General features: G+C 46.0%; 15 protein-coding genes and 1 pseudogene. 8 read left to right on the forward strand and 8 right to left on the reverse strand.

The annotated features are described in order from the left end of the window. Nucleotides 1-69 precede the first annotated feature (69 nt). Both SPIGRAPES_RS09405 and SPIGRAPES_RS09410 read left to right on the forward strand, forming a co-directional pair. A complete protein-coding gene (locus tag SPIGRAPES_RS09405) occupies nucleotides 70-1,317 on the forward strand; it encodes a cation:dicarboxylate symporter family transporter (protein ID WP_014270530.1) in 1,248 nt (415 codons plus the stop codon). Between the two features lie 6 nt (nucleotides 1,318-1,323). Next, nucleotides 1,324-2,094, forward strand: coding sequence for a hypothetical protein (locus SPIGRAPES_RS09410; RefSeq protein WP_014270531.1), 771 nt, complete (start codon nucleotides 1,324-1,326; stop codon nucleotides 2,092-2,094). 157 nt (nucleotides 2,095-2,251) lie between these two features. Here SPIGRAPES_RS09410 and SPIGRAPES_RS09415 read toward each other — a convergent pair whose 3' ends face one another. The 3 genes from SPIGRAPES_RS09415 to aroA form a co-directional block, all read right to left on the reverse strand. Continuing rightward, entirely contained in the window at nucleotides 2,252-4,162 is a 1,911-nt protein-coding gene (locus SPIGRAPES_RS09415; protein WP_014270532.1) for a TRAP transporter permease, read from the reverse strand. Nucleotides 4,163-4,256: 94 nt separating this feature from the next. After that, nucleotides 4,257-5,270: a TAXI family TRAP transporter solute-binding subunit gene (locus SPIGRAPES_RS09420; protein WP_014270533.1), complete on the reverse strand. Its 1,014-nt coding sequence runs from the start codon at nucleotides 5,268-5,270 to the stop codon at nucleotides 4,257-4,259. A 19-nt stretch (nucleotides 5,271-5,289) separates the two neighbouring features. Continuing rightward, nucleotides 5,290-6,576, reverse strand: coding sequence for a 3-phosphoshikimate 1-carboxyvinyltransferase (gene aroA / locus SPIGRAPES_RS09425; protein ID WP_014270534.1), 1,287 nt, complete (start codon nucleotides 6,574-6,576; stop codon nucleotides 5,290-5,292). 258 nt (nucleotides 6,577-6,834) lie between these two features. Here aroA and SPIGRAPES_RS09430 point away from each other — a divergent pair, with 258 nt between their 5' ends. Then, a complete protein-coding gene (locus SPIGRAPES_RS09430) occupies nucleotides 6,835-7,902 on the forward strand; it encodes a LacI family DNA-binding transcriptional regulator (protein ID WP_014270535.1) in 1,068 nt (355 codons plus the stop codon). A gap of 7 nt (nucleotides 7,903-7,909) precedes the next feature. Here the strand turns inward: SPIGRAPES_RS09430 and SPIGRAPES_RS09435 are convergent, their stop codons facing one another. Further along, nucleotides 7,910-8,851 carry a nucleoside hydrolase gene (locus SPIGRAPES_RS09435; protein ID WP_014270536.1) on the reverse strand — a complete coding sequence of 314 codons (942 nt, stop codon included), beginning with the start codon at nucleotides 8,849-8,851 and terminating at the stop codon, nucleotides 7,910-7,912. 89 nt (nucleotides 8,852-8,940) lie between these two features. Here SPIGRAPES_RS09435 and SPIGRAPES_RS09440 point away from each other — a divergent pair, with 89 nt between their 5' ends. Further along, nucleotides 8,941-9,558 carry a Crp/Fnr family transcriptional regulator gene (locus SPIGRAPES_RS09440; RefSeq protein WP_014270537.1) on the forward strand — a complete coding sequence of 206 codons (618 nt, stop codon included), beginning with the start codon at nucleotides 8,941-8,943 and terminating at the stop codon, nucleotides 9,556-9,558. 80 nt (nucleotides 9,559-9,638) lie between these two features. Here SPIGRAPES_RS09440 and gpmI read toward each other — a convergent pair whose 3' ends face one another. Genes gpmI through lgt form a run of 3 tightly spaced genes read right to left on the reverse strand, consistent with a single transcriptional unit; the run spans nucleotide 9,639 to nucleotide 14,060 of the window. Next, nucleotides 9,639-11,285, reverse strand: a complete 1,647-nt coding sequence (gpmI, locus tag SPIGRAPES_RS09445; protein ID WP_014270538.1) for a 2,3-bisphosphoglycerate-independent phosphoglycerate mutase — start codon at nucleotides 11,283-11,285, stop codon at nucleotides 9,639-9,641. A 31-nt stretch (nucleotides 11,286-11,316) separates the two neighbouring features. After that, nucleotides 11,317-13,089, reverse strand: coding sequence for an aminopeptidase P family protein (locus SPIGRAPES_RS09450; RefSeq protein WP_014270539.1), 1,773 nt, complete (start codon nucleotides 13,087-13,089; stop codon nucleotides 11,317-11,319). Nucleotides 13,090-13,109: 20 nt separating this feature from the next. Beyond that, complete coding sequence (gene lgt, locus SPIGRAPES_RS09455) at nucleotides 13,110-14,060, reverse strand: prolipoprotein diacylglyceryl transferase (RefSeq protein WP_041384578.1); 951 nt, start codon at nucleotides 14,058-14,060, stop codon at nucleotides 13,110-13,112. Nucleotides 14,061-14,143: 83 nt separating this feature from the next. Between lgt and SPIGRAPES_RS09460 the strand changes: the two genes are divergently transcribed. The 4 genes and pseudogenes from SPIGRAPES_RS09460 (at nucleotide 14,144) to SPIGRAPES_RS17635 (ending at nucleotide 17,645) form a co-directional block, all read left to right on the forward strand. After that, complete coding sequence (locus tag SPIGRAPES_RS09460; protein WP_014270541.1) at nucleotides 14,144-15,577, forward strand: S41 family peptidase; 1,434 nt, start codon at nucleotides 14,144-14,146, stop codon at nucleotides 15,575-15,577. Next, the gene (locus tag SPIGRAPES_RS09465; RefSeq protein WP_014270542.1) at nucleotides 15,574-16,371 is read left to right on the forward strand and encodes an RsmE family RNA methyltransferase; all 798 of its coding nucleotides are present in this window, start codon (nucleotides 15,574-15,576) and stop codon (nucleotides 16,369-16,371) included. Before SPIGRAPES_RS09460 ends, SPIGRAPES_RS09465 begins: the two co-directional genes overlap by 4 nt. A gap of 573 nt (nucleotides 16,372-16,944) precedes the next feature. Then, nucleotides 16,945-17,360 (forward strand): annotated as a pseudogene (locus SPIGRAPES_RS17630) (sigma 54-interacting transcriptional regulator); the annotation flags it as partial. After that, complete coding sequence (locus SPIGRAPES_RS17635) at nucleotides 17,361-17,645, forward strand: AAA-type ATPase lid domain-containing protein (RefSeq protein ID WP_483475680.1); 285 nt, start codon at nucleotides 17,361-17,363, stop codon at nucleotides 17,643-17,645. Between the two features lie 418 nt (nucleotides 17,646-18,063). Here SPIGRAPES_RS17635 and murA read toward each other — a convergent pair whose 3' ends face one another. Next, the gene (murA, locus tag SPIGRAPES_RS09475) at nucleotides 18,064-19,353 is read right to left on the reverse strand and encodes a UDP-N-acetylglucosamine 1-carboxyvinyltransferase (protein ID WP_014270544.1); all 1,290 of its coding nucleotides are present in this window, start codon (nucleotides 19,351-19,353) and stop codon (nucleotides 18,064-18,066) included. Nucleotides 19,354-19,376 lie beyond the last annotated feature (23 nt).

Below are 19,376 nucleotides of genomic sequence, written 5' to 3' on the forward strand. Positions count from 1 at the left end.
ATCTGTGTTTATCCTCTTTGGCCTATGTTTGATTGACTTGACGCTACTGATAAGATACTCTTGGTAACTATGAAGACGTGGATAACTTATCTGGCTGCAACTGCCTTGGGGTTGGCTGCAACACTATTATTCGGGGATATGGAGACATTCAGGCAAGCGATGTATACCATCACTGCCCTTTTTGTTCAGGTTGGTGGATTCGTTTTGATTCCACTGGTTTTTTTTGGATTCTCATCAGGAATCGCTTCCTTGCGAAAAGATGCAAAGGGGGCGGTATTTGCCCGAACGTCCATACTTTGGAGTATTATCTCTACTCTCTTGCTTGCAATCTGCGGGGCTTTGGCATTTAGGCTTTTCCCTGTATCCTTCCCTGCAAGCAGCACAGCAGGTACCGATCCATCGGTAATAAAAACGGTAGCTAGCCAATCAATCTCGACGCTTTTCAATTCCATGCTTCCGGTCAACCCTTTCTATTCCCTGTCTTCTGCAGAAAGCTTCCTTCTTCCCGTCCTCGTGATCGCATGCATCTTTGGCTATTTTTTGAAGCCAAACGTTGAAGTTATCAGGCCAGCCTACGTAACCATGAATTCCCTCAGTGAAACAATGTTCCGTCTTGCCAGGTCCTATGCAATGATTGGCCATTTCTTCATCTTTTTCGCTTCTTCCTACTGGTTCTCCCGATTGCAGGCAGAAGGTACCATTTTTGTTTCTGCAAAATTTCTCCTGCTTCTGATGATTGCCACAGTAATCGTTGTCTTGGGGATATTGCCACTTCTCTTTTCCTTATTGACGAAATTCAAGGTTAATCCCTACAGATTGATATACCGGATGCTTTCACCTGCAATAGCGGCACTCTTTACCGGAAGCATTTTCTTTACCAGCCCCATGACCATCTCTCTTTCAAGGCATAACCTAGGGTGTCAGAAACGAGTCAGTGCCACGGCAGTCCCCTTGTATACACTTATTGGACGGGGAGGGTCGGCTATGGTCGCAACGGCAAGCATCTCATCCTTGCTCTATGCTGCCCTAGGGACAATACCTACTGGCAAAGTCCTTTTGTTCGTAGCCCTTTGCTGTGCAGGAGTCTCCTATGCAAGCTCTCTTTACCTGGGTTATGAGGTGTTCTTCATTGCAATCATTGCGTTGAAATGGCTGAAGATCGATCTATACGGTGCCGAAATGACACTCATTGGGATTATGCCTCTGTTGAACGGCATTGGGGTATTGATTGATTCCTTTGTTGCTGCACTGGGGACCAGTTATACGTGTCAGAGGATGGGGACCAGGGTTGAGACCGCCTACCCTGACATAATCTAAACTAAAATGGCAAAAAACGTTCGTTTCGTGTTATTGGCTATCCAAGGGATACTGACAATACTCTTTATCCTACTCATTTCCTATTCCCTGTATCTTGCCTTCGCTCAAGGGACGGAGGTTATGTCTCTGCTTCCATATTTTATCCCCGCCTTGATCCATTTGCTCATCACCTTTACCGCAGCGCTTTTGCTGAGCCTTTTCTATAGGACAAACATAGGGGCAGAAGCCCAATTCCTCCCGATATTGTTCTTGGTAATTGCATTGGAGAATGTAAAGATACTTCCGATATTTTTCAATTCTACCCATTTTTTGATGCTTAATTACGAGTGGATCGCTATCGTTTTCCAGTTTTGCTTTCTTTTTTCATCCTTCCTGTTTCTTGCCTCAAGCTTATTCATCCAGAACATGAATGCGACAAAGATGGGTCAATATGTATTCGTAGCGGCCTCTTGGTCACTATTTCTTTCCATAATCGTGCCTATCTCCACAAATGCAAGTTCCTATTACAAGGTAATCTCCATAGCAAGCAAACCGTTTGTAGCCGTTGGGGTATTTATAAGCCTTCTGGCTATCATGACGTTCTTGCTCTCATTCGTCCGGGACAAAGACCAGAGACATTTCCTCGCACGCTGTGTTTCATTTGCCTTTATCATTGCAGGAAACACTACGATAACGCTTGCCCAGAACCTGCCTACCATGATTATTGGTCTGGTATTATACACCTTCGGTATCATTACTTTGCTTCTGATTACTCGTACCTACCATATCTGGGCATAACGTATCATTGCTCTCGGTCAGATACATACCATTCAATAACAAAGATTCCATTGCCCTGGCAAATAAAGAGTAGTCTTGTACAAAAAAGAAAATCCTTCCTTGATGCAAGGAAGGAAAAACAGTGGAAGATAGCTACGTTTCTAGTATTGGAAGAGTATCAAGAAAGCGTAGCATTATCTGGAACTTTACCTTTTTGCTTTGCGCGAAAGGTGATCAGCGAGAAGACACACAGGGCAATTACCAATCCAGCAATATCGGCAACAGGGTCGGGAACCAGGAGAAGAATCGCCGTAAAGAACATCAAAACCCGCAATCCAAGGTTGAGGGGTAGCATGCACCAGCCTTCAAAGGAAGAAGCCATGAGCAAGACAGCAAAGACAGCAATGGCGATTGCATAGAGAGTCGCCCCTATTGATGTTTCCACTATCAGCAAGCCGGGGTAATAGATAAACAGGAAAGGAATGATAAACCCTGCGATACCAAGCTGAAAAGCCTTCATCCCGGTTCTCATAGAATCAGACTCGGCAATACCTGAGGCTGCATAGGCAGCCATGGCTACCGGTGGGGTGATAAACGAAATGATTGCAAAATAAAACACAAACAGGTTGGAGGCAAGGAGACCTATACCCGCTTGCAACAACGCCGGGGAGGCGACAGTCGCTGCAATGACATAGGCAGCGGTTGAAGGCAATCCCATCCCAAGGATGATACAGGCTATCATAGTCAAGAAAAGCATCATAAACAGGTTTCCATGCGAGAGCTGGAAAACAATCTGCGCAAAACGGACCCCCAGACCAGTCATACTGACAATTCCGATAACAATCCCTGCCGAAGCACAGGCAATGGTTACCGGTACAGAAGACTTTGCCGCATGTAGGCATACAGCCTTCAATTCTGCCCAGGGAAACCTGTGCTCATGGGCAAGGGTTCTCACTATACCGATTATCAAGATGGAACCGATGGCAAACAATGCGGAATAGCTTGCGGAAAAACCAAAACCCAACAGACAGAAAATCAAGACAGCCAAGGGCAGAAGGTGAAAATACCCTTGTTTCATAATTATTCTCGCGTTCAATAGTTTTGCATTTTTTTCTGGCTGGATCCCAAGACGGCCAGCTTCAAAATAGACAGCCGCACCCAGACTGAGGTAATACAATATACCGGGAACCAAAGCAGCAAGGATAATAGTCGAATAGGCAATCCCTGTCATATCGGCCATGACAAAGGCTGCGGCGCCCATAACTGGAGGAAGAATCTGACCCCCTGTCGAAGCAACGGCCTCCACGGCACCTGCATATTCCTTCGAATAGCCGACTTTCTTCATCAGGGGAATGGTGAAAGTCCCGGTCGTCACGACATTAGCTACCGCAGAACCATTGATAGACCCCATCAGGGCGCTGGATAAAACAGAAGCCTCAGCAGGGCCTCCTCGCATTTTTCCGGTAAGTGCATAGGCAAGGTCAATAAAAAACTTACCTGAGCCGAATTTATCCAGCAACTCCCCGAAAATGATATACAGCACTACAAAAGAAACGGCAGCCCCGATCGGCGTACCGAAAATACCTTCATTGGTCCAACAGACATAGCTGGTGATATATTCAAGGCTGTACCCGCGATGGGCGATTACATTCGGCAGATAGGGACCAAGTACCGCATAGGAGAGAAATACCAGGGCAATGACCGGAAGGGCAAGGCCGATAGCCTGACGGGAGGTCTCCAAAATCAGGAGAAGCAGCAGGAACCCTACGACCATATCCAGTGAAGTTATGCCCCAGATGCCTTTCTCACGGATGACATCGGGAGTTGTCTGTGTCAGGTAATAGACCCCGAGGGCCAAGACAACCAGTAAAAATATTGACGAAAAGATTTTTTTTCCGATAGGTTGTTCTTTCTGGAGGCGATAGAGATACCAGACAAGCATCAGGGAAAAAAGATGAATTACCCTGGACTGCATCACACTTACTGAGGTGTTCATGGTAATGTACAGGTGAAAAAGACATATTGCTACAGAAAGGATAAAAAGGATATGCCGCAGGGTTTTTCCTTTTACTGATTGCTGGTTTTGCACGGATACTATCTCCATTAATGAGAAAACTCAGAACAAGGGTAGTCCCTGGATTTCCTTAAAGGAATATCCAGGGCAACCCCATACCAGTTCGAAATTACCGGGACTCGGGGGGTATCAAGCTTTGATCAATGGTGAAGCCTTTTTCCCTGAAATAGGTAAGGGCACCGGGATGCATAGGTACAGAAAGCTCTGCAAGCGCAGTATCAAAGACAACCTGTTTTGAAACAGAGGCCGTGACACTACCCCATTCCTCTCTGTTTTCCCAGATAGCTTTCACCATCCGATATACTTCATCTTCGCTGAGGCCTGCTTTTGTCGATGTCAGCATGATAATCCTGCTGATAGGAACAGTAATTACCGAATCTACATTGGCATACGTTCCGGCGGGAATCTCAAAGCGAGTCCAGAAGGGGAACGCCTCATAGAAAGCGGGATCGGTAAAGGAAATCATCTTCACTTTTGCAGAGGTGGTGAGATCCATCAACGCGGCCGATTTAAGAGGGTGTGTACAAATGAATGCCGCAATCTTATTATCTTTGAGAGCCGAAACTGCCTCACTCTCAGGAATAAACTGCGGTTTGATATCATCGTACGACAAACCGTAGTAGTCAAGGATCATCCTTGCTGCCATTTCCCCGCCGGAACCGGCAGCCCCAACACCAATTGCCTTGCCCTTAAAATCCTGTATGCTGTTAATAGGACTATCGCTCAGGGCGAAAACCTGGATATAACTGTAGATGGTACTGAACAAGGACCGAAGATCATCTGCTTTCCGCTTCTCGAAATCCCCCTTGCCATTGAAAGCAAGCCAAGCGATTTCACTTTGCGAAATTCCCATCGCAAGTTTTCCAGAGGTAAGGTTCCTGACGTTTTCAACCGAGGCAGCAGTTGCTTCACCGGTACAGGCAATCCCCTCGACATGCTTGGTAATGGTCTCAGCCATAGCCACCCCCATGGGATACAAAGACCCTGCAGTCCCTGCAGTCCCTATGGAAAGCCTCTTTAAAGATGATCCTGCAACGGTAGAGGAACTCTCCTGTCCTCCCTGTGCAAAACCCCCTGTAATACAGAGCAGAAAAACCAGAAGTACCGAAAATAGTTTTTTCATGAAAATCTTCTCCTTTTTTCTAGATGCATTGTATGTCAGCATTGAGCGAAGTCATCAATTCAAAGAAGTTTGGGAAGGAAACAGCAGCATATTCGGCATTCTCAATTTCCGACGTTCCCTCGGCAATCAAAGCGGCAACAGTAGATGCCATTACGATACGATGGTCATGATGCCCTGAAATGGCTGTACCATGGAGATGAGAATGATAGATTGTCAGAGAATCAGGGGTCTCCTCAAACCGCGCACCCATCTTAGTCAATTCTTCCTTGATGGATTTGGCCCTGTCAGTCTCTTTCAGGCGACAGGCCCCAATGTTCTCAAGAACCGTCTTTCCCTGGGCATAACACCCAAGCACAGCAAGAATGGGGACTGCATCAGGTGTTCCGCTACAGTCAATCGTGATACCCTGTAAGGGATTTCCCCCTTCGATCACGATACCGCCCCTACCGTTATCAATAACAGTGACAGAGGCACCCATATCTTTAAGTATTTGCACAAAAGCAGTCTCTCCTGCGAAATCCCCAAGGTCAAGACCTTTGAAGGTAACTTTCGACCCTTTGGTTATGGCAGAGGCAATCATAGGGTACCCAGAGGAACCCCAATCGCCAGGAAGCGTATAGGTAAAAGCTTTGAACTTTTGATTCCCCCGGACAAAGAACTCGTCATATCCCCTGTTCTCAACCTCAATGCCGGCAATTTTCAGCATTCCAATGGTCATATCCACATAGGGGCGCTCAAGCAAATCGGTTTCTTCGATGGTCGTATCACCTTCAGCTAGGGCACAGGCACAGAGAAAGGGAGTCATCCACTGGGAGTTTACCCCAGGCAAGGAAACCCTCCCGCCTTTGATGGGACCCTTGACTACAACAGGCGCACTACCCGTACCACGGGTAGAGAAGGCTTTTCCACCGAGGGCATTGATTGCGTCAAGCATAGGCTGGGCAGGACGATAGCAAATCTGGTAATCACCGGTCAAAACACTGTATCCAGGGATTAGGGAACAGAGAGCGAGGACAAAATAAAAACCGGTACCGGAGTTCTCCGCGTCAAGAACACATGCAGGCACAGCCAGGGTTCCTCCGGTACCTTCAATAATCCATTTCGTATTGTCACTTGTATCAATTTTCGCCCCAAGGGCTCGCATCATGTTTACTATCGAGAAACTGTCTAAATTGGTAAGGGGATTGACCAAGGTCGAAACTCCTTCAGCAAGAGAACCGAATATGATTCCGCGGGCAGTTCCCGACTTGTTTCCTGGTATGGTTGCTGAACCCGACAGAGTTGAGGCTTTGACTATAAATTTCAAAATTACCATCCTCCAAAACTTCAATTGATTAACGTTTTCACTTAACAAACACAATCATACCACAGAGTTTGTATCTGTCAAATTAAATAAAATTTATTTTATTTTATTATATATTAATAATTTATATATTTTCTACTGCATTTATATTGAAATATATTCAGTTGAAAATAAAAGAACATATCGTAATTTTAAATAATATTGATTAACATTTCCATTATTTAATTGAGTGTTTCATTGTTCTTGTGTATACTATATGCCATGAGCAATACAGAAAAACCCCTCTATTCCATCAAGGACATTTCCAGACTCAGCGGAGTCTCTATCGCTACCTTATCCAGATATTTCAATGGCCAGTCCATTAGGCTTTCCAACGAAGAGAAAGTGAAGAAAGTGCTTGAAGAAACAGGATATCGACCGAGTATTGCGGCTCGTTTCATGAAGGGGAGCTCATCAGGGGTAATTGGATTGATCGTACCGGAGATTAACCATCCTTTCTTTGCCATGATCGCGGAAGGTGTCATGCAGGAAGCAAGGAGCAAGGGGCAATTGGTTCTCTGTGGTTCAAGTGCCGGTTCCATCGATATCGAAAGACAGGTAATCGACCAGTTTTCCCAGTCAATCCTAGATGGATTGATTTACATACCGGTAGCAAAAGCAGAAAACCTACCTGCAATCGAGAATTTCAGGAATCTTCCCTTGGTCATTACCGCCAGAAAGAATATCATCAAGGGGGTACCCCATATTTATCATGACGGGGAAAAAGGCGGCTATCTTTCCACTCGGTACCTCATCCAGCTGGGAAGAAAGCGAATAGGGTTTATTGCAAGCTTCTGGGACCCGCCTTGCGCAAACACCGAGCTACTCTCTTTCATGGAACAGCCTGCAAGCAACACCTTTTCCTCTGTCGACCGTTTCAGGGGATATGTAAAGGCCTTGAAGGAAGCAAACATACCCTATGACCCTGATCTGGTTGTCGTAACCGGCTACGGACATAAAAGCGGCGTCGATGCGGCAACCTCCCTCATCGGTCGTTTTTCAGGATGCAACGGGATCATTGCCATGACCCAGGCAGTGGCAAACGGTTGTGCCTCCCAGTTCAAGAGACAAGGGTATACAATCCCTTCCGATATTTCCATAATCCTCTTTGATGCAAACGAAAGCAAAGCAGACTATACGTTCACCAGTATAGAATTGCATTTGATTGAGATGGGAAGGGAGTCAGTAAGATCGCTTAATGGCCTCATAGAAGGGAAACCGGTAAGCAGCATCTGCCTTGACGTAGAGCTTTGTGTACGTGACACCACTGCAATATTGAAACACACCTAAAGACATTTCAACAATCTACCAGAAGGGAATCAAAAAGAAGCTTCTTGAATTTTTGCCCATCAATCTTTTCGATTATGGTGGCATTGGAACTTTTTCCCAACACATTCTGCCAGTCGATGACCAATTGTCCCTGGGTTACCGAGTCATCGCAGCTCATCTGGCAGAAAGCCTCTCTTTGCTTCTCAATAATGGATGGATGCAAAAATGCAATCATTGCCGTAGGATCTGGAAGGTCGAATCCAATACGCCCCCAATATTTAGCATTGAGTTCCACAAGGGTCTTGTTGCACCTTAACGCAAACCGTGAGGTCTCAGATCCTTTTTCAAGGGTTTTCATGTCCTTTTCGTTTAAAAAGGTCTCATCGGTACTCACATCCCATCCAATAAACTGTGGTTTCAGGTTTGCATCAAGGACAATCTGGGCGGCATGGGGATCAACAAACAAATTGAATTCTGCAACTGGGGTAATATTACCGATCTTGCTACCGGCTCCCCCCATGACCCACACACTTGACAGGAGGGAAGAAAGGTTTGGCTCCAAAATGGCAGCAAGGGCCAGATTGGTCAGGGGACCAAGGGTTATCAAGTCAATCTCACCGGGATATTTTCTTGCCAAGCTGACAATGGCATTGGCGGCATGTTCCTCCTGGGCAACCCCCTTTTGACTGGGAAGCAGCATTTCTCCCATTCCATCTGAACCATGGACATACTCTGAGGTGAACAACTCCTTACACAAAGGCTTTTGCGCCCCCATATAGACCGGAGGCTCATAGGTTCCAGCTTTTTCAATGCTGACAAAGGCATTCTTTACACAAAGTTCCAGAGGGAGGTTTCCCGCAACAACGGTAATAGCCTCAATCACAACATCACTTTGACGCAAGGCATACAACAAGGCAACCACATCATCAGATGCAGTATCAGTATCAATAACAATCCGTCTTCTCTGCATACTTCTCTCCTTTTCGACTGTCTTATGGTACAGTATTAAGGAATCTGAGAAAAACCTACAGGACATTTGTCCCAAGAAGGATCAATAGCATGGAAATCCCGGATCGTACGGCAACCTATGCATTTGGAAGACTTTTACAAGAACGGTTAAAATCAAGGCATTTTCTTCCAAACCAAAGAATTATTACAGAAGGCGAGAAGCTTGGACAGGTATTCCTCCTGTGCTCAGGCATAGTACGAGTGTCCCTTATTACCAGCCAGGGAGAATCGGTAGTACTCAGTATCGAACGTCCTCCAAGTGTTTTGGGAGCCATGGAGATGCTACAGGGAAATCTTTCCCTCTCATCAGTCGAAGCAGTCTCTGAAGTGACTTGCCTTTCCATGTCAGAAGAAGCTTTCCACCGATACGGGAACAATGACCTACAATTTCTCTCTCTCCTGGCAAAAGACCTCTCAGGGAAACTCTTAAAAACATCAGACCTTTCTGCAAGGAAAAACACGCCGGTACGCAACCGGGTCGCCTGGTATCTGTTGCATTCCTTTGACAATGGGGAAGTCCAGCTCAATAAAAATGATATGGCTTCATTTCTAGGCACCACGGAACGGCATCTAAACCGCCAGTTGAAATTCTTCAAGGACAGTGGGGTGGCCTGTTTTCCTACAATCCTGGACAAAGAAACCTTACAATCCTTTACCCAGGATGTATGAGTCCTATACTGACCAAAAAGGGTCATCCCGCTTCCACGGGACAACCCTTTTGGTCAGTTATTTAGCAAATATCACCCTACTTAGTTCAGGTTGATAATACTCTTGTCGTAATCCTCAGGGGCATCATATCCCATCAAGTTCATACAAGTAGCAGGAATGCTGCTGATTCCCAGCCCTGCATTCAGTTCCTTGGAGTATTCTCCATTGTATGCACTGTCAACGATGATACAGGGAACAGGGTTGAGCGAATGGGAGGTCTTCGACTGGGGATCCCCGTTTTCCTTGAACTTCACATCGCCGTTCTTTGCATGTTCAAACATATCGTCGGCGTTTCCGTGGTCTGCAGTAATTACCATGACCCCGCCAGCCTTCGATACAGCCTGGTAGATACGGCCGATTTGCAAATCCATGGCTTCCATGGAACAGACAACAGCCTCAAAATTCCCTGTATGCCCGACCATATCACCGTTGGGGAAATTCAATTTGATAAAGTCCCATTTTCCCGCTTCCACCTCAGCGATAACCCGGTCTGCAATCTCTGCACATTTCATCCAGGGCCTTTGCTCGAACGGAAGGATATCCGAAGGAATCTCTACATATTCTTCCAGCTTATCATCAAACTTTCCGCTCCGGTTGCCATTGAAGAAATAGGTGACATGGCCGAACTTCTGGGTCTCACTGATAGAGAATTGTTTGACAGAAGAGGCACACAGGTATTCTGCCATGGTCTTGTCAATAGCCGGTGGCTGGACAAGGTACTGGGCAGGAAGATGCAAGTCCCCGTCATACTCCATCATACCTGCATACTCAACGGCAGGACGGCGCTTGCGGTCGAACTCGGTAAGGTTTTCAGCTTCAAAGGCCTTGGTAATCTCCAGGGCACGGTCACCGCGGAAATTGAAAAGGATAACACTATCGCCATCTTCGATGGTACCAACCGGTTTCCCGTCTTTTGCAATGACAAACGGAGGCAGGTCCTGGTCAATCGCGCCGGTTTCTGCACGCAAGGTATTTATCGCCTCATGAGCGCTTGAAAAAGAACGGCCTTCACCAAGGACATGGGTTTCCCAACCTTTTTTCACCATATCCCAATTTGCATTATAACGGTCCATGGTGATTACCATTCTTCCACCGCCACTTGCGATCATGGCATCAAAGGATTCGTCGCTTAGTTCCTTCAAGAAAGCTGCGAACGGATCAAAGAACTCGAGGGCACTGAGTTCACCTACGTCGCGACCGTCGAGAAGCGCGTGGACCCTGACCTTTTTTACCCCGTCCGCCTTTGCCTGCAGGACCATTGCCTTGAGGTTCTCGATATTCGAGTGAACGTTTCCATCGCTAAGCAAACCGATAAAATGCAGGGTTGAGTTCTTGGTCTTGGTATTTCCGATCAACTTTGTCCAGGTATTGCCTTGAAACATAGCCTTGGTTTCAATGGAAGAGGCAACAAGCTTTGCCCCTTGGGCAAAGACGCGACCGCAACCCATGGCATTGTGTCCCACTTCGCTATTTCCCATATCATCATCGGAAGGGAGCCCTACTGCCAAACCATGGGCTTTCAGTTTTGTCCAGGGGGAAGTCTTGTACAATTTATTGAGGTTGTTCGTCAAAGCAGCGGCAACGCCGTCGCCTTCCTTATATTTTCCAAAGCCAACGCCATCCATGATGACAAGGACTACCGGACCCTTGCGGGAAATTTTCCCGTTCTTTTTCAATGCATCAACCATATCTGAGACTCCTTGTTCTTTTAGTTTTATTCTATAGGGGAAGCGTCGAAGCCCTCAAATACGCCTGGGCCTCAGCATCTACCAAATCCTTCAATTCTTCAAACACCCATTGGTGGTACTGGTCCACCATGGAAATCTCCATCTTACTGAGCATAGCCTTGTCTATCAATTTGCGTTCCAACGGACAAAGGGTCAATACCTCAAATCCATAGAACTGGCCAAACTCAGTTTTCACATCTTCCTGGACAACTACAAGGTTTTCTATGCGAATCCCATGTTTGCCTTCCTTGTACAGTCCGGGTTCATCACTGAGTATCATGCCGGGCTTCAAGGGGATATCGATGGGTTTTGTATTGATTACCTGGGGTCCCTCGTGCACATTGAGTCTAAACCCTACCCCGTGGCCTGTACCATGGAAATAAGTCATCCCATTCTGCCACAGGAATTGCCTGGCAAGGATGTCGAGCTGATAACCACAGGTTCCCTGGGGAAAGCGTACGGAGGCCAATGCCAGATTTCCCTTCAGCACCAATGTATAGTCGTGCCTCTGTTCTTCTGTAGCCTCACCAAAGAGAATGGTCCTGGTTATATCGGTCATGCCGAATTCATACATTCCACCGGTATCGAGAACAAGCAGGCCGTTTTTCTCAATTTTGGCTGAACTTTCTTTGGTAGCACTGTAATGACACATTGCCCCATGTTCACCAAAACCGGAAATAGGGCCAAAGGATTCACCAATACAGCCTTTATTCCGGAGCCTTTGTTGCAAAAGCAAATCAGAGACTGCTATTTCATCATACTGGGGGTTTTCAGTATCGAGACGTGCAAAAAAATTCACCATTGCAACGCCATCCAGCAGATGAGCCCTTCGCATACCCTCAAGCTCAGTCTCGTTTTTACAGGCTTTCAGGTCGGTCGTAAAATCCCTGCCTGTTACAATTTTAGCCTTCCCCAAAGCTGTGGAAACCAACATATTGGTCTTTTCGGGATTACAATACACTGTATCGCTTTCCTTGATGACCGAAGCTATTGTTTCACTGGCTTTTTCGTAGGGAACAATAGTCAAATCCTCCCCGACAGAAGCGAGAAGATCGGGGGAGAACCTCGAAGGATCGGTAAAAAGCCAGGCTTTATCTGTTCCGAGAAGCAAATAGGAAAGGAAGACAGGGCTATAGGAAATATCATTCCCCCTGAGGTTCGTTACCCAGGCAATATCATCAAGGGATGAAATAAGTGTATAGGTACAATTCTTCTGGACCATCGCCAGTCGGACCATGGTGGTCTTCTGCAAACGGGTGAACCCAGCAACCCCTGCCTCGAGTTCAAGAAGCGCTGTATTGGGCACTGCAGGTCTATCAAGCCATATTTCATCGAGATAGTCAGGACAGGAAATCAGCTCTACACCCCTTTCAAGGAAAGCCATTTCCATTTTTTCCTTTGCAGAAACCATCAGAGTAGCACCGTCGATGCCTACCTTGCTCTTCTCGTCCATTGTCTGGGCAAGATAGGAAACAGGGTCGAGCACGTTGGGAGTATCGAGTTTCATGAGGGTAAAACAGCTGTTTTCAATCTGTTTCGCTCCTTGGATAAAATAGCGGGAATCGACCCAAAGAAGCGCCTGGTCCTTGGTTATGACCACAGTACCGGCACTGCCGGAAAACCCACTTATCCATTCGCGACTTCTCCAGCGGGGGCATACATATTCACTCTGGTGAGGATCGGTTCCATTGACAATCCAAGCATCCAAACCTTCACGTTCCATAATCAAGCGTAATGCCTGAACCCTTTTATCTATAGTCTGCATCCCATTCTCCTTGTCTGATATCATACAGTTTTTTGAGATTTGTGTTTCAGCAAAACAAGGAAACCAATCCCAAAAAGAACCATTGCAAGACAAAATAACTGTCCCATAGAAAAATTAAATACCGATTGGAAGAGAGCAATATTGCTATGCTCTTTCCCCAAAGCCAGAACATACCCGATGTTTTCATCCGGAGACCTGAAATACTCCAGGACAAACCTCACAGCCCCATACCCTATAAGGTAGGAGCAAAAACCAAAACCGTGGGGTTGTTTTGTTCTTTTCGGGCGGATAACGAACCAAAGGAACAAAAACAGCAACACCCCTTCAAAGAGTGCTTCGTATAATTGGGAAGGGTGACGGGGCAAATTCAACAATTGACCCTGGGTATAGGGGATGGAAAGCGTATCGGCAATCTCCCTTACCCATGCATAATTTGTGGAAAAGCGCGAAGCCCCAGGAAATACCATTGCCCAGCTTTTGGTGGAAACCCTGCCAAACAGCTCACCATTGATAAAATTTCCCAGCCTGCCAAACGTATACCCCAATGGGACAGCATAACAGACAGTGTCTGCCAGATGCAAAAAATCCAACTTGTTTTTCCGTTTGAAAACCCAAGCCCCAACAACGGCCCCGACAAGTCCCCCATGGTAACTCATACCAGGCAAGCCTACGAAACTACCGTTCGAGAAAGGCCAGAAAATCATCCAGGGATGGGTCCAGTAATACCAGGTTCCATCATAGACCAACACCGAGAACAGTCGTGCACCGACAACAAGGCCGATGATACAGGAAAGAACCAGGTTCAAGGACTGGTCACTATCGAGGTTGATTTCCTTTTTCTGTGCCTGCAAACGAATTAAACCATAGGAAATCGAAAACGCAACCACATACATCAAGCCATACCATCGAAACGGCAAACCAGGGATTATTTCCGGGGAAATCCAACTGGGAAAGGTAATAAATAGGGTCATGCGGCAAGTGTAATGTGCAATACACACGTGGTCAATACTGCAAAGAGTAGCCACTTTTGCTATATTCATGTATATTTGGAAGTATGAAAAGAAATTCAATACCGAGTCTATGCCTCACTCTCTTATTGATCCTTACAGCAATTCCGGCTTTTTCAACCGGAACTTTGGAACAAGTAGTGGCATCACCGGTCAACATGACCCAGCAAGTGGTAACTGATGACAGGATCTCGACTGATATACAATCGATTGAACGCCTCTACCGATATGTCGACAGCATCTATTATGAGGATGTCGACAAAGAAAAAGTTTTTGAGGGCCTTGCTTCCGCTATGATTGCCTCACTGGGCGATCGCTATTCATTCTACATACCTCCTTCGGAGGCCGGTGATTATGAAGAGGGAAACATTGGCATTTATGGGGGGATCGGAACCTATCTCAACAAACCCTCCCCGGAATTCATGGATCCCAAAGACCCCTCATCCTACATGATCACTATCATAACCCCGTTCCCAGGGTCCCCGGCCCAAAGGGCAGGCTTGATGGCAGGAGACCTGATTAGCCATATCGATGGGGAAAAGGTAGATGATCTGACCAGCAGCGAAGCCAGCAAGAAGCTCAGGGGAGAACCAAACACTGAGGTAACGATAACTGTTTACCGGAATGGCTCATCCTTTGACCTGACGCTGAAAAGGGAAAAGATTTCGACCCCGACTGTGGAAGGCGAAGTCATCGACGGGGATATCGGGTATATAATCCTCTATGAATATACTCCCCAGACCGGCGTACAATTGCAGAAAAAAGTTACCGAACTAACCAAAAAGCAGATAAAAGGCCTCATCATTGACGAGCGCAATAATTCAGGCGGGGCTGTAGACGGAGCCTTACAGTCTGCAAACATTTTCTTGCCGGCAGGAAAAACACTGGTAACCATACAAGGCAAGAAAGGTACCAATAATGACCAACGCTATATTTCCACAGGTACCCAGAGTTTCCCTGAGGACATACCAATAGTCATTCTTACCAATGGAGGTTCGGCGTCGTCCTCGGAAATCTTTGCCGCTGCCTTGCATGACAACGATAGAGCCACTTTGATCGGTACAAAAACCTTCGGCAAAGGAATTGTGCAGGATGTGTTCAAATTCGGGGAAGGCTTCGCCCAGATCACTACAGCCCATTACTACACCCCTGATAATAAAAACATACATGGCCTTGGCATCGAACCAGATATCCTTGTCGAAGGCATTGAACTGAAAGACGAACAAATACCAGCGTATGAACAGCTGATGAATGACAAGGTTATCGCTAACTTTGCAAAAGAACATCCTGATTTTACCGTAGAGAATATCAGGTTGTTTGCAGAACAGAACAAAGATAGGGGAATAGACTCAGACATTCTCTCAATACTGATGAGAAATGAATATTATTCGAAGATCCCCTATGACAAGAGACCTCTCGGTGACTTGGTTTTCGATACCCAGCTCAAGCGCGGTGTCGACTTTTTAAGGACAGGTAAATGAGGCAATACCTCCTAGGGCCTTCCTTTTCGGGACAAACGACATTTACCGTTTCCAAAAAGGAAAGCCAGTACCTGACCAGGGTTTTACGAATCAAGGAAGGTCAATGCTTTGCCGGCATAGACCGTAACGGGACAATCTGGGACCTGCAGATGGAATCGGTCGGCAAAGAATCCTGCACTCTTTCCTGCCAGAAGGCAGCAGAGGGAAAAGCAAAACAGACAACCGATTCCATGCCTTCCTATGGAGGTCCCTTTCCTAGGATTTTTCTCTACCAATGCATTTGCAAAGGCAAAAAGATCGAACAAATCGTTCGGCAGGCAACTGAGATTGGGGTAGAGGAAATCACGTTGGTCCAGAGCAGATACTGTGTCAGTGATTTTTCCAACAAAACGGAAAAAACTGTCTCTGTCAGGGGCGAGCGCCTTGAAGCACAAATCAAGGAAGCCATACAGCAGAGCGGATCACCGATTGCGACGCATATCGGTGAGAAAACGATCAAACTGGAAGATCTCCCAAAACACTGGAATGACAGAGGCCTTGCGATTTTTTTCCATCAGAGTGAGATATCCCAGCAAACCAGCCTTGGAAAACTTCTGGAAACGGTCCCGATTTCGACCCCTATCGCTGTAATCATAGGCTCAGAGGGAGGATTCTCTGACGAAGAGTGTCTGTTTTTGGAAACCTCAGGTTTCAAACCGGTTTTATTAAAAACAAATATTCTCAGGGCTGAGACTGCTGCAACCTATGCCATTTCCGCCATACAGGTTTTACTGACTGAAAAAGAAACCCAATAAGAAAAATAAACCGTGACACCTCTCCTTGTTGTAGTGTAAATTTTTCCGTAACATTTTTAGAATATTTCCCAACGGGACCCCCTAGCAGATTAATATCTCATCACCTGGCAATTACCAAGGGAATCCCTCTGTATATTCAGGAGATTTGAAATGTCATGTATTATCATTTCAACGGATTGGAGATTCAAGGAGAAATTCAAGAACCGCTTTCCAAAAAACTTTCTCATAGCTTTCAGTTTGGCTACAAAATTGATTCAGTCGGCGGAAAGAGGTTTATTTGACGGTGACGACTATATTGTCGTAGATGAAAAACTGGGGAATTACAGCCAGACTTTCCTGATAGGAGAGCTGCAAAAGGCACACAACACCACAGAAGTCTTCCTTTTCATTGACAAGGGGAACCACGGCCCTGAACTTCCATTGGTAGACTTCCCTATAAAAATAGTGTTCAAGGACTCCCTGGATTACCCTAAGTTTTTCGAATCCCTGGAAGCATCCCGCGCTTCAACAGGCCAGAGGGCTGAACAAACCAACCGATGTTTTCGTAATTGCCTGATAGGCGAAAGCGATTGCATGCATGAAGTCCGGGAAAAATTGGCTTTGTACTCCATTTCCCCCTGCTCGATACATCTCTGTGGCGAAACAGGAACCGGCAAAGAAATTGCAGCAAACTCAATACATTCGGCAATGTATCCGTCGAGAAACATAGTAAGTATAAATAGTTCCCTACTGGGAGGGTCTCTCGGGGATTCTATATTTTTCGGCCATGCAAAAGGCGCTTTTACCGATGGAAGAACCGAAGTCCAGGGACTTGTAGAGGAAGCCAACGGTTCGAGTCGTTTTTGGATGAAATAGAGAACCTTTCCTTAGGTTCTCAGGCAAATATGCTCAGGCTTCTGGAAACGGGACAATACCGAAGGCTGGGAGACCCCCAGATACGATATTCCTCCTTCAGGCTCATTACGGCATCAAACAAGAATCTCCAGGAATTGATTGAAAGAAACCTCATCAGGAGAGATTTCTTCTATAGGATTACCGACACAACAATCAGGCTTCCCCCCTTACGGGAACATAGGCAAGATATTCGGGAACTGACAGATTTTTACCTACAAAACCATTTCCCTGAAAAATTTCTCGATAACGAAGATTTGATGCTTTTCGAACGGTATAACTGGCCTGGCAATGTACGGCAACTCTTCTCCACACTCAAACGTTGCGGGGTAAGAAGCGGGGATAAAGCGAGGATAGAAGTAAGCTTTGAAGACTTCGTCTAGCATTGGATTATCCACCAGTTATCCACAAGCCAAATTAGTTTGTCATAAGTTCTTAGATGATATTCCCTTGTTTTTAAATACAGTGTCACCAAGAATTATCTCATACTGAAAGTAAAAGGACAGCTTGTGGATAACTTGTTAACAACTTATGAAAGCAACACTTCTTACAAACCTTTCCAACCTACTAAAAACCTAATAATAATTATATAGAAACTAAAGCAAATCTGTTACAAATTAAAATAATTAATTCTTTACAAAGGAATTAGTTGTCACTTTACCTGTATGAGTCAAAATAAAGCCATTGGTTATGCTCTCCTTCTGGCTGGGAAAGGGTCTATACAAGGTGTTATTTTTGTCTTGTGGATAACCTGTGGATAAGTATAAAAGATTATATAGGAACTCTAGTAAAAACAGGGACTTACAATACCTTTTCAATAGCAAGACCAAGACCAAGGAGTTTCTGGGAAAGAGCTTCGTATCCCCGTTCGATCTGGTATATATTCTCAATCCTGGTGACTCCCTCAGCACAGGAAGCCGCAATGACAAGAGCCATACCTGCCCGGACATCGGGACTTGTCACAATTGAGCCATGCAACCTACTCGGACCATTCACCACAGCACGGTGAGGATCACACAAAATGATATCGGCACCCATACGAATCAGCCAGTCGACAAAAAACATTCGTGACTCGAACATTTTCTCATGTACCAGGATGGAACCTTTCATTTGTGTCGCACAGACAGTAATGATGCTTAAAAGATCCGGGGGAAAACCCGGCCAAGGGGAATCATCGACTTTCCCCGTATGTCCACCGACTTCCCTGTATAACAAACGTTTCTGCTTTCGGGGAATAAGAATTGAGGTAGGCCCGTCGATGAGAAAATCCAACCCTATGCGTTGGAAACCCAAGCGAATCATCCGAAGATGTTCAACTTGGACACCCCTAAGCAAAATTTCTCCGCCGCTTGCACCTGCTAAGCCGATGAACGACCCGGTTTCCATAAAATCGCTACCGAGGGTAAAGCTACAGCCATGCAGTCGTTTCTTTCCTGTGATTCTCAGCAAATTCGACCCTATACCTTCGATCTTGCAACCCATCAGGTTCAACATCATGCACAGGTCCTGGACATGGGGTTCACTTGCAGCATTCAAGACAACGCTTTCCCCCTCGGCAAGGGATGCAGCCATTATCACATTCTCGGTAGCCGTAACAGAAGTCTCATCAAGAAAAACGGTATTTCCTTTCAACCTGGAATGATTTGCATGGATATATAAAGAACCATCTTCCTCGAGACTGCAGGTAGCATCCAACGATGAAAGACCCAGAAAATGGGTATCCAACCTCCGCAATCCGATAACATCTCCCCCCGGAGGGGTCAACCTCGCCTCTTGGCATATTGCCAGCAAAGGACCGAGGAACAGGATGGAACCTCTTACAGCCTCTACAAGCTCTTCACTGAGAAACCCTTTGCGTGTACCGCTGGTGATGTCCAGGGTGTGGGAATCGACAACTACTACCGAAGAACCGATACCTTTGAGAAGCTTACACATGACAGAGACATCCTCGATGTCAGGTACATTGCAAAGGCGGACGGTATCGTCGGTAAGCAACGTGGCGGCAAGACAAGGCAAGGCGGCATTTTTATTGCCACTTATCGTTATTTCACCACTGGCAGGTTTACCACCCTTAATTAGATAGGCCCCCATCGTTATCCCCCAGACAATGGTAC

The organism is Sphaerochaeta pleomorpha str. Grapes (assembly GCF_000236685.1).
Lineage (GTDB): Bacteria > Spirochaetota > Spirochaetia > Sphaerochaetales > Sphaerochaetaceae > Sphaerochaeta > Sphaerochaeta pleomorpha.

Excerpts from the sequence above, each read along its gene's own strand:
- SPIGRAPES_RS09465 (WP_014270542.1), top strand. The coding sequence starts at position 15,574 with ATGAGGCAATACCTCCTAGGGCCTTCCTTTTCGGGACAAACGACATTT.
- SPIGRAPES_RS09430 (WP_014270535.1), top strand. The coding sequence starts at position 6,835 with ATGAGCAATACAGAAAAACCCCTCTATTCCATCAAGGACATTTCCAGA.
- SPIGRAPES_RS09420 (WP_014270533.1), bottom strand. The coding sequence starts at position 5,270 with ATGAAAAAACTATTTTCGGTACTTCTGGTTTTTCTGCTCTGTATTACA.
- SPIGRAPES_RS09405 (WP_014270530.1), top strand. The coding sequence starts at position 70 with ATGAAGACGTGGATAACTTATCTGGCTGCAACTGCCTTGGGGTTGGCT.
- SPIGRAPES_RS09460 (WP_014270541.1), top strand. The coding sequence starts at position 14,144 with ATGAAAAGAAATTCAATACCGAGTCTATGCCTCACTCTCTTATTGATC.
- SPIGRAPES_RS09450 (WP_014270539.1), bottom strand. The coding sequence starts at position 13,089 with ATGCAGACTATAGATAAAAGGGTTCAGGCATTACGCTTGATTATGGAA.
- gpmI (WP_014270538.1), bottom strand. The coding sequence starts at position 11,285 with ATGGTTGATGCATTGAAAAAGAACGGGAAAATTTCCCGCAAGGGTCCG.
- lgt (WP_041384578.1), bottom strand. The coding sequence starts at position 14,060 with ATGACCCTATTTATTACCTTTCCCAGTTGGATTTCCCCGGAAATAATC.
- SPIGRAPES_RS09435 (WP_014270536.1), bottom strand. The coding sequence starts at position 8,851 with ATGCAGAGAAGACGGATTGTTATTGATACTGATACTGCATCTGATGAT.
- SPIGRAPES_RS09440 (WP_014270537.1), top strand. The coding sequence starts at position 8,941 with ATGGAAATCCCGGATCGTACGGCAACCTATGCATTTGGAAGACTTTTA.
- SPIGRAPES_RS09410 (WP_014270531.1), top strand. The coding sequence starts at position 1,324 with ATGGCAAAAAACGTTCGTTTCGTGTTATTGGCTATCCAAGGGATACTG.
- murA (WP_014270544.1), bottom strand. The coding sequence starts at position 19,353 with ATGGGGGCCTATCTAATTAAGGGTGGTAAACCTGCCAGTGGTGAAATA.